Below are 10,826 nucleotides of genomic sequence, written 5' to 3' on the forward strand. Positions count from 1 at the left end.
ATGTATATAGTGTAGGGCAAAACGCCACACAAAATACAAACCCAAAAAGGAGAAATACACATGGCAGTCGAAGAAAACCTGAAAGACACAAAACTCAAAGTAAAGGTAAACTATGGCGAAAAAGAAGGAAAAATTGAACGCGGAAGCAAAACCTACGGCGACGTCAGGCACGACGCCACCAAGGAACAGCTGGACAGTGCCTACGGGCACATCATTTCCATGCAGGAGCCCATTGGCGAGGGCTGTGAGCGCATCACCGCCAGCGACATTACAAAAACCGAGTAAAAAAGAAAGCACACAGCAGCCGAAAACAGATAAAAGCAAGGATAAGAAAAGGAGATAAACCATGGCAATAACCACAAAAAAAGACCTGAACCTGATTTTTACCACCGAAAGCGGCAAAGAGTACCGAATGACCATCCCAGACTACCGAGAGGGCATCACCGATGCGGAGATACAAACAGCGGCGGCCGGCATCGTAGCCGACAACATCTTCCAGCCCGACGGCTTCGCCCTCGCCAAGCTGTCCGGCGCCAAGCGCGTGGACACCACCACTACCGACGTAGCCGTTGAGTAAAAAGGGGGCGAAAGCCCCCTTTTTTTAGTGGATCGTTGAGGATCCGCCATCCACGCATTCAAGAAGGGAGAACCCAAATGAAAAATTTTTATAAAACCATCAGCCGAAGATTAATCCTCTCAATTCTGATCCTGATTTCCTGCGTTTTTCTCACAGGGCTGGGCTTTGCGCTGGAGGAGGTACCGGATAAAGCGCCGCAGCCATCAGCTTCGGAAACAGAGCCGCAGGCGCCAGAACCAGCCGTACCAGCGCCGGATCCACAGGAAACGCCTCAGGACGGGGCTGTCATCGACCACCCCCTGCCCGAGGACCCCATCCTCACCGACGGCCCCTGGGCCTCGGCCCACTTTCTCATGGACGAGTATGCCTGTGACTGCGCGGGCTACTGTGACGGCTGGCCCGCAGCCATGGACCAAGAGCTTTTAGAGAAAATCGAGGCGCTGCGGTGTTATTTTGACCAGCCCATCATCATCACCTCAGGCGTTCGCTGTGAAAGGCGCAATGCGGAGGTAGGCGGCATTGCGGCCTCCTGGCACCTGTCCGGTCATGCGGCCGACCTGTACTGTCCCGGCGTGCCCTATGACGAGGTGGCCGCCGCGGCCCGGGCGCTGGGGCTTGGAGTCATCGAGTACCCGGATCAGCAGTTTGACCACTGCGAAATCTGGCGTTGAGGAGAGGAGGGAATCAAGAACAGTAAAACGCTGAAAGATAAAATAGCATACGAAAAAAACTATTAGCCTGAAAAAACAAATAAGAATTGCATATTATTTCAATCTATTCTATAATAAAGAGTATAGAAATAAAAATTGCGGCATCCGTACTGTGTCACTACCACAATACGGCAATGCGGTGTCTGGGCACCACACCTCCTGAGGAGTACCGCAAAGTTAATTATATGCTATTTTCTTTCTTTATTCAATAGCTGTTCTTAATTTTGTGTTATTGTTGAGTTTTTTCTTGAACTTTCTTAACTGTGTGTGGGTAGCTGCCATGCGCAGTTTTTATTTTCCGAAAGGACGGACGGATAATGGATAGCTTTTGCTCATTCGCTCCTGTCGCGTCTGCTATGTTTTTTATTTCAAAGCCTTTACCTTTAGAGAGAGAAGAGGGGGAAATTAAATGCAAGAGCTAGATTACAAGGCCATGGGCCTGCGTATCCGCAAACAGAGAACGTTTCTGAATATGTCCCGTGACGAGCTGGCCAGAAAGGTTGACATCACGCCGACCTTTTTAGCCGATATCGAGCTGGGCACCAAGGGCTTTTCCTTAAAAAGCCTGAACCGTTTCTGCCATGTTTTAAAAATGTCGGCAGACGCCATTCTCTATGGGCCCAAGGAATACATGGGCGCCAGATATTCCGAGGTACTGGAGCTGCTGGAACGTTGCCCAAAAGAAAAGGGCAGCTATGCGGAAGAAATCCTGACATTGTTTCTTTTAAGCCACGATCCGGTGGAGTAGAGGGGAAGAGACAACGTGTAAGAGGCTGTGAAACCACAGCCTCCTTTTTTATGGCGCATATTTTATGGCACATATAAATAGGTAGCCAGATGGAACCGCCGGCCCGGCCGGTTCATAAATAACTATGCAGTGCCCGTTTTCAAAAAAATCGTGGGCAAATGGCCTTCCGGCCATATTAAATGTTTTCAAAATTGTCTTAAGGCTCAGATTTTGAGAGGTTTTTAGAGACAAGGAAAAAATTATGTGGTATAATATGTGCGGTCTCAAAAGAGATGCATAAAAAATGTATGAATATGCAAATGAATCGAATGATATAAGGAACTGCTTCTTATATTGAGGAAGGAATGATACAATGTCAATTTCTGTATTAGTTGGAGCACAGTGGGGCGACGAAGGTAAAGGCAAAATGATTGACTACCTGTCAAAGGACTGTGATCTGATCGTCCGTTTCCAGGGCGGGGATAACGCCGGCCATACGGTCATCAACGAGCACGGCGTGTTCAAGCTGCATCTGATTCCAAGCGGTATCTTTAATGAAGGCGGCGAGTGCTTAATCGGTACAGGTACAGTGGTGAATCCGGATGTTCTGGAAGATGAAATCAAGCAGATTGAAGATGCCGGCGTCGGAATGAGCGGGTTGAAAATATCCGGTAAGGCCCATATCCTGATGCCCTATCATCAGAAGCTGGATGAGCTGATGGAAGCATCTGGCGGTATCGGTACCACCAAACGCGGGATTGGCCAGGCTTATTCCTATAAAGCTCTGCGTAAAAACTTGCGTTTTGAGGATTTACTCAATCTGGATTCTGCCAGAAAGAAGCTGGAGGCCATTGTCCCGGTCATCAACAACCAGATGCGGGCTTACGGCGCTGAAAATTATACCGTTGATTTTCTCTATGAAAAATGTGAGCAATGGGCAGAACGCTTTGCAGCCATGATTGTGGACCCGATCCGTTACCTGCACCGTTATATTGACGCTGGTAAGAATATATTATTTGAAGGCCAGCTGGCAGCCATGAAGGATATTGACCTGGGCATTTACCCCTATGTGACATCCTCCAACCCCACAGCGGCTTATGCGGCGGTAAGCGGCGGCTTCTCAGCCAAAAAAATTGATCGTGTCATCGGTGTGGCCAAGGCCTTTTCGAGCGCTGTGGGGGCAGGCCCCTTCCCGACAGAGGAATTTGAGGGAGACATCGACCTGATAAGGGGAACCGGTGATCAGCCGGATGACGAATTTGGCGCCAGAACAGGACGCTCCAGACGTCTGGGCTGGTTAGATATTCCGGTGCTTAAATATACAAATTTAATCAACGGATTTGATACTTTGGCATTGTGTAAAATTGATAAGTTGGATAACCTTCCGCAAATTAAGGTGTGTATTGCCTATGAGCTGGATGGTGAGGTCATTGACTATTTCCCGAACACCGAAGAGCTGGAACGTGTAAAGCCGGTTTACGAAACCCTGCCGGGCTGGATGTGTTCCACCAAAGAAATCCGGAAGATTGAAGATTTGCCGGAAAATGCGAAAAAATACATTAAGACAATTGAAGAGCTGGTCGGAACCACAGTTGGTTACGTCGGCGTTGGCCCAGATCGCGAAGAGTTAGCTGTTTAGGGAAACGAAATAATTTAAAGAGGATAATGCTGCCTGCATTATTCTCTTTTTGTAAGTATAAAAGTTGAAGGAAAAATAGAGGAGGAGAAAATGTCTTATTTTAAACGTGACAAGCGCGCCTACATTTTGTTGTCGGACGGGACGGTTTACGAAGGCTACAATTTCGGCTGCGAAGGCACCACCATTGGGGAGATTGTCTTTACAACCGGAATGACCGGGTATCAGGAAGTTCTGACAGACCCGTCCTATTATGGACAGATCGTGCTTCAGACTTACCCGCTTATTGGAAATTATGGGGTCAATAATGACGACATGGAATCAGAAAAAAGCTGGGTAAATGGCTACATTGTAAAGGAATGGTGCGAGGAACCATCAAACTTCAGAACCACAGCCACGATTAATGACTTTCTTGTAAAGCAGGGTAAAATCGGTATCTGGGATATTGATACCCGCGCCCTCACCCGCAAGATTCGTGAGTTTGGCACCATGAACGGCGCCATCACCACCGAGGACGTCTATGAGAAAAAAGAAGCGCTGCTGGAGCAGATCCGGAATTATAAGGTGGTCAATCCAGTACAGGTGGTTACCCAGAAGAAAAAGGGCTGGTTCTATACCCGTGAAAACCGCGCAAACCATGTCGCGCTCATGGATTATGGCTACAAGCACAATATCCTCAGAATGCTGCTGCAGATCGGCTGTAATGTGACGGTTATGCCGGCTAACTCTACGGTCGATGATATCCGAAGACTGAATCCAGATGGCATCATGCTGAGCAACGGCCCCGGAAATCCCGAAGACAATGTGGAAATCATTAAAAACATTCAGGACTTCATCGCCTACGGCAAGCCGATTTTCGGCATCTGTCTGGGACACCAGCTGCTGGCCCTGGCCATGGGCGGTACCACCCGCAAAATGAAATACGGACACCGCGGACTGAACCAGCCGGTTAAGGATTTATCCAAGGATCGGGTCTTTATTACCAGCCAGAACCACGGCTACGCCGTTGAGAGCATTCCGGAGGATGTGGGAACCATCTCCCATGTCAATATGAATGACGGCAGCTGCGAGGGGATTGCCTATAAAAACATTCCGGCCTTTACCGTGCAGTTTCATCCGGAAGCCAGCGCAGGCCCCAATGATACAGGATATTTATTTGAACGTTTTTCGGATTTAATGGAAAGGGGACAACAGGGATGCCTTTAAGAAATGATATTAAGCGTGTACTTGTCATCGGGTCTGGCCCGATCGTAATTGGCCAGGCAGCAGAATTTGACTATGCCGGTACCCAGGCCTGTAAAGCCTTGAAGGCGGTTGGCCTTGAGGTTATTCTCATTAACTCAAACCCGGCTACGATCATGACCGATAAGGCCATGGCCGATAAAATCTATATTGAGCCATTGACACTGGATGTCGTTAAACGGGTTATCCTCCTGGAAAAACCAGACAGCATCCTCTCCACCCTTGGTGGGCAGACAGGCCTGACCTTATCCATGCAGCTCGCCAAGGAAGGCTTTTTAGACGAACATAATGTGAAGCTGCTGGGCGCCAATGTCGAAACCATTGACAAGGCAGAGGACCGTCAGGAATTTAAAGACATGATGAAAGAAATTGGAGAACCGGTCATTCCCTCAAAGGTCGTTACAACCGTTGAGGACGCCCTGGATTTCGCCTCCACCATGGGCTACCCGGTCATCGTCCGTCCAGCCTTTACCTTAGGCGGAACCGGTGGTGGGATTGCCGATAATCCGGAACAGCTTCATGAAATTGCCACCAACGGCCTGCGCCTGTCGCCGATCACCCAGATTCTGGTTGAACGCGGCATTTCCGGCTGGAAAGAAATCGAATTTGAAGTCATGCGTGACAGCAAAGGGAATGTTATTACCGTCTGCTCCATGGAAAACTTTGACCCAGTCGGCATCCACACCGGCGATTCCATCGTCGTGGCGCCATGCCAGACGCTGAGCGACAAAGAATACCAGATGCTCAGAACCTCTGCCCTTAAAATTATTTCGGCTCTGGGTGTAGAGGGCGGCTGTAACTGCCAGTTCGCACTGGACCCGGAAAATTTCAATTACGCGGTTATCGAGGTAAATCCAAGAGTTTCCCGTTCTTCAGCGCTGGCCTCAAAGGCAACCGGATACCCGATCGCCAAGATTGCGTCGCTGATCGCTGTGGGCTTCTCTTTGGATGAAATCATGAATGACATCACAGGTAAAACGCCGGCTTGTTTTGAACCGGTCATTGACTATATCGTTGTTAAATTCCCAAGATGGCCATTCGATAAATTTGTTTACGCTAAGCGTACCTTGGGTACACAGATGAAGGCAACCGGTGAAATTATGTCTATCGGCAACAGCTTTGAGCAGGCGATGATGAAAGCTGTTCGCTCGGTTGAGCTGGGCTTTGACACCCTGAGCGTCGAAAAATACCGTGAAGCGCCGGATGATGAAATCATGGAAGCGGTTGGCCGTAAGGATGATGAACGCTGCTTCGTTGTCTATGAAGCCCTGTACCGTGGACTGGATATGGAAAAAATCTGGGAAGCCACCCAGATTGATATGTGGTTCCTCGACAAGCTCCGCCATCTGGCCGTGATGGAACGCGACCTGCGCGAAAAGGGCCTGAGCGACGAACGCGGCATGGAACGTCTGGCGGTTGCCCGTGAGCTGGGCTTTATGGATTCTACCATTGAGCGCCTGACTGGTGAAAAGATCCCGACCGGCAGACAGTATGCTTCCTTTAAAATGGTTGACACCTGTGCTGGGGAATTTAAAGCGGAGACACCTTATTTTTATTCCACAATGGATAAAGAAAACGAAGCGGAAATTTTCCTGGATGAGCACAAGAGTGATAAAAAGAAAATCCTTGTTTTTGGTTCTGGACCAATCCGTATTGGCCAGGGGATTGAGTTTGACTACTGTTCTGTGCATTGTGCCTGGGCCTTAAAAGAGCTGGGCTATGAGGCCATCATTGTCAACAACAATCCGGAAACGGTGTCGACCGACTTTGATACCTCAGACCGTCTGTATTTTGAGCCTCTCACAGCAGAGGATGTGCGCTCCATCGTAGAGACGGAAAAGCCAGACGGCGCCATCGTCCAGTTCGGGGGACAGACAGCCATTAAGCTGACAAAACATCTGGATGAAATTAATGTCGGCATTTTGGGCACAGACCCCAAATATATCGACGCCGCTGAGGATCGTGAACTTTTCGACGATCTGCTGGAACGCTGCGGCATCCCGAGACCAAAGGGAGAAACCGTCTATACGACTGAAGAAGCTGTGAAAGTGGCAGAACGGCTGGGCTTCCCGGTACTCCTTCGTCCATCCTATGTGCTTGGCGGCCAAAATATGATTATCGCCTACGAAGAAGCCGATGTTGTGGAATATATGAACATTATTACCGAACATGAGCTTGAAAATCCTGTGCTGATCGATAAGTATCTCATGGGAACAGAAGTCGAAGTCGACGCCATCTGTGACGGAACAGACTACCTGATCCCTGGAATCATGGAGCATATTGAAAAAGCCGGTGTCCACTCTGGGGACTCCATCTCGGTTTATCCGCCGCAGACCCTGTCTCAGGAAATCAAGGACACGATTATTGATTACACAGGCAAACTTGCCAAAGAGCTGCATGTTATCGGCCTTGTAAACATCCAGTACGTTGTCTATGAAGGCCAGGTTTATGTCATCGAGGTAAATCCGCGTTCTTCAAGAACCGTACCATATATTTCTAAGGTGACCGATATTCCGATGGTTAACCTTGCAACCCGGATTATGATGGGGGCAACCTTAAAGGAAATGGGCTACAGCTCCGGCCTCCATCCGGTTAAGGACTATGTAGCGGTCAAGGTGCCGGTATTCAGCTTTGCGAAGCTCCAGGATGTTGATACCCAGCTTGGACCAGAAATGAAGTCAACCGGTGAGGTTCTGGGCGTTGGCAAAAAATTTGAGGACGCTGTTTATAAGGGACTTGTAGCAGCCGGTTATAAAATGGAACGTACCGGCGGGGTACTTCTGACCGTGCGGGACCGCGATAAAGATGAAATTGTGGACATCGGACGCCGGTTCCATAAAATGGGCTTTAAGATATTTGCGACCGTCGGCACTGCGCTGGTACTCAACGAAAACAATGTACCGGCAAAGGTGGTTAAGCGCATGGCAGAAAAAGCGCCAAACATTGGGGATCTTTTAGAAAGCGGAAAGGTAACCTATGTTATCTCCACTTCTACAAAAGGCCGCCAGCCAGAACAGGACGAGGTTAAGATGCGAAGAAAGGCTGTTGAAAGCTCTATCAGTCTGCTGACCTCCCTCGATACGGCCAGAGCATTGCTCAATTGTCTGGAATCCAATAAGACAATGGCCGATATTGATCTGGTAGACATCAACACAATCTAGTGAATTTATAGAATTAAACAGTCCGAAAAGCCACCTGTTTCAGGTGGTTTTTCGATAATATCTGTAAAATTGTATACAAAAGACGTGAAATCAAATGGTTGACTTGACAGAAGCGTCTAAAAAAATTATAATATCAAGCATGATTTTAAGTAATGCGTATGGAATTAAATACATTCCGTACCACATAAAGGGGAAACAAAAATGACTGATCATTTGAATGAAGAATTAGTAATGACCCAGGAGGGTCTTGATAATTTAAAGAAACGTTTAGAGTATTTAAAAACGGTTAAACGTTACGAAGTTGCGGCGCGTATTAAAACGGCCAGAGAATACGGCGATTTGAGTGAAAACGCCGAATATGATGAAGCGAAATCAGAACAGGGCTTCGTAGAAGGTGAAATTTCTGAACTTGAAGCCAAAATTAAAAAGGTAAAGGTCATTGATGATAATGACATTCACACCGAGGACGTCGGGGTCGGCAGCATCGTCAAGGTAAAAGACCTTGAGTTTGGCGATACCGAAGAATATAAAATTGTCGGATCAGCAGAATCCGATATTACACAGAATAAATTATCCAACGAATCACCAGTCGGCAGAGGGTTGATTGGCGCCAAGGTCGGGCAGGTTGTGACGATTCCGATTCCGGATGGTGAAGTTCAGTATGAAATTTTAGAGATCAGAAGATAGGAGAGCCCAGTGAGCGAAGAAAATTTAAGTGAAGTACTAGCCGTCAGACGTGAAAAGCTGAAGAAGCTCCAGGATGAAGGGAAGAACCCTTTCGAGATAACACGTTATGACGTGACTGCTTACGCAGATGATGTTAATGAAAACTTTGAAGCGTATGAAGAAAAGCCTGTTTCCATGGCAGGACGTATCATGTCAAAAAGAGGTCAGGGAAAGGTCGGCTTCTATGACCTTCAGGACAGTACCGGAAAAATCCAGATGTTTTTAAAGAAGGATCTGCTGGAAAATTACGACGAAATCAAAACCTATGACATCGGCGATATTGTCGGAATTAAGGGTGAAGTGTTTAAAACACAGAAGGGACAGATTTCGGTTCGCGTAAAAGAACTGACTTTACTGAGTAAATCCCTCCAGATTTTACCGGAAAAATATCATGGCTTAAAAGATACCGAGCTGCGTTATCGTCAGCGCTATGTCGATTTAATTGTAAATCCCGAAGTTAAAAATGTTTTTATCCTGCGTTCTCAGATCATCCGTAAGATCAGAGAATTCCTGGACAACCGCGGTTTTATCGAAGTAGAAACACCGGTTTTATACAACCTGGCAGGCGGCGCCAATGCCCGTCCCTTTGTGACCCATCATAATGCTCTGGATATTCCGCTTTATATGCGTATCGCCCTGGAATTGCCCCTTAAACGGCTGATTGTCGGTGGTTTTGATAAAGTTTATGAACTCAGCCGTGTGTTCCGTAATGAAGGCATGGACGCAACCCATAATCCCGAATTTACCCTGCTTGAAACCTACGAGGCCTATGCGGATTATGATGATGTAATGAATATGGTGGAAGCCTTGTATGGATTTTTGGCAAAAGAAATCCTTGACACGGATACCGTGGAATACGAAGGCCATGACATTTCATTGGCAGCGCCTTTCAAACGTGCAAGAATGGTCGATTTAGTGGAAGAACACACCGGCGTCAATTTTGATGTGATGACCGATCTGGCAGAAGCGCAGGAAGCAGCGAAAAAGCTGCATGTCGATGTGGAAGACAAGCACTCTATCGGTGAAATCATCTCAGAAGTTTTTGACGAATATGTAGAGGACAAGCTCATTCAGCCCACCTTTGTGACCATGCACCCCGTAGAAATTTCGCCGTTATCTAAACGTGAACCCACTGATCCGCGATATACTCAGCGTTTCGAGCTGTTTATCAACGGTGCCGAATGTGCCAACGCATTCTCCGAGCTCAATGACCCCATTGATCAGAAAGGACGTTTTGAGGCACAGGTACAGAAAAAGGCTGATGGTGATGATGAAGCACACCCATATGATGCAGACTTTATCAACGCGCTGGAAGTTGGTCTTCCGCCCACAGGCGGCCTTGGAATCGGTATTGACCGTTTGGTGATGCTGTTTACAGGACAGCACAGTATCCGCGACGTTATCCTATTCCCAACCATGAAACCCCTAGACGATTAAGCTTCAGCAAGCGGCAAAGGACTGGCAGTACTGCCAGTCCTTTTTATATTCTGAGCCGTAAAAAACGCGAAAGTTAAAAATAAATCAAAAAAGATTAAAATAATGGTTAAAAGTGCTTGACAAAGGGTAAGGAACGGGGTATACTAATTAAGCTGTCTCGGAGAGCACAGCGCCGCAGGGCTTTCAGTCCAGCGCTTGAGAAAATTTAAAAATAAATTTTAAAAAGTGCTTGACAGAATAAGAACGACGCGGTATAATAAAGAAGTTCGCTTGAGAAAGTTGAACACGCTTTAAACGTTTTTCTTTAAGGGAAAGACGCAGGTGCAAGGCGCACGGAGGAGCGATTGAAGGAGCATACTTGAGCATGTGACTGAAAGCGTGATCCGGGCAACACAGCAGATGCGGCTTTGTCGAAAAGAAAAAAAGGGTCATAGAAAAGAGAATAGTACCATAAAACCTGAAATTCCAGCTGATGAAAATCAGCAAAGGATAAAAACGCAAGTGCGATGAACACTTCAAAAAATCATCACATGAACCAGATCAAGAAGCCGAAAGGCAAACGATAAACTTTTTATTGAGAGTTTGATCCTGGCTCAGGACGAACGCTGGC

General features: G+C 47.3%; 9 protein-coding genes. All 9 read left to right on the forward strand.

Features of this window, described 5'->3' with window-relative positions; translation table 11 throughout:
• Positions 1-60: 60 nt before the first annotated feature.
• The 9 genes from DW091_RS02195 to lysS all read left to right on the forward strand — a co-directional run bounded on the left by DW091_RS02195 (position 61) and on the right by lysS (position 10,216).
• A complete protein-coding gene (locus DW091_RS02195; protein WP_013382142.1) occupies positions 61-285 on the forward strand; it encodes a hypothetical protein in 225 nt (74 codons plus the stop codon).
• Positions 286-346: 61 nt separating this feature from the next.
• Positions 347-577 carry a DUF2922 domain-containing protein gene (locus tag DW091_RS02200; RefSeq protein ID WP_118517276.1) on the forward strand — a complete coding sequence of 77 codons (231 nt, stop codon included), beginning with the start codon at positions 347-349 and terminating at the stop codon, positions 575-577.
• 77 nt (positions 578-654) lie between these two features.
• Positions 655-1,248, forward strand: coding sequence for a D-Ala-D-Ala carboxypeptidase family metallohydrolase (locus DW091_RS02205; protein WP_118517277.1), 594 nt, complete (start codon positions 655-657; stop codon positions 1,246-1,248).
• 448 nt (positions 1,249-1,696) lie between these two features.
• Positions 1,697-2,035 carry a helix-turn-helix transcriptional regulator gene (locus DW091_RS02210; RefSeq protein ID WP_074617563.1) on the forward strand — a complete coding sequence of 113 codons (339 nt, stop codon included), beginning with the start codon at positions 1,697-1,699 and terminating at the stop codon, positions 2,033-2,035.
• 352 nt (positions 2,036-2,387) lie between these two features.
• Positions 2,388-3,653, forward strand: coding sequence for an adenylosuccinate synthase (locus DW091_RS02215; protein ID WP_074617564.1), 1,266 nt, complete (start codon positions 2,388-2,390; stop codon positions 3,651-3,653).
• Between the two features lie 90 nt (positions 3,654-3,743).
• On the forward strand, positions 3,744-4,856 hold the full coding sequence (gene carA / locus DW091_RS02220) for a glutamine-hydrolyzing carbamoyl-phosphate synthase small subunit (RefSeq protein WP_058693515.1): 1,113 nt from the start codon (positions 3,744-3,746) through the stop codon (positions 4,854-4,856).
• A complete protein-coding gene (carB, locus tag DW091_RS02225) occupies positions 4,847-8,053 on the forward strand; it encodes a carbamoyl-phosphate synthase large subunit (RefSeq protein ID WP_074617565.1) in 3,207 nt (1,068 codons plus the stop codon). The genes carA and carB overlap by 10 nt, the downstream gene beginning before the upstream one ends.
• Positions 8,054-8,254: 201 nt before the next feature.
• Positions 8,255-8,740, forward strand: a complete 486-nt coding sequence (gene greA / locus DW091_RS02230; protein ID WP_058693517.1) for a transcription elongation factor GreA — start codon at positions 8,255-8,257, stop codon at positions 8,738-8,740.
• A 9-nt stretch (positions 8,741-8,749) separates the two neighbouring features.
• Positions 8,750-10,216, forward strand: coding sequence for a lysine--tRNA ligase (gene lysS / locus DW091_RS02235; RefSeq protein WP_058693518.1), 1,467 nt, complete (start codon positions 8,750-8,752; stop codon positions 10,214-10,216).
• Positions 10,217-10,826 lie beyond the last annotated feature (610 nt).

The sequence above is a fragment of the Eubacterium sp. AM05-23 genome, assembly GCF_003477535.1.
In the GTDB taxonomy this organism is placed as follows: domain Bacteria; phylum Bacillota; class Clostridia; order Eubacteriales; family Eubacteriaceae; genus Eubacterium; species Eubacterium maltosivorans.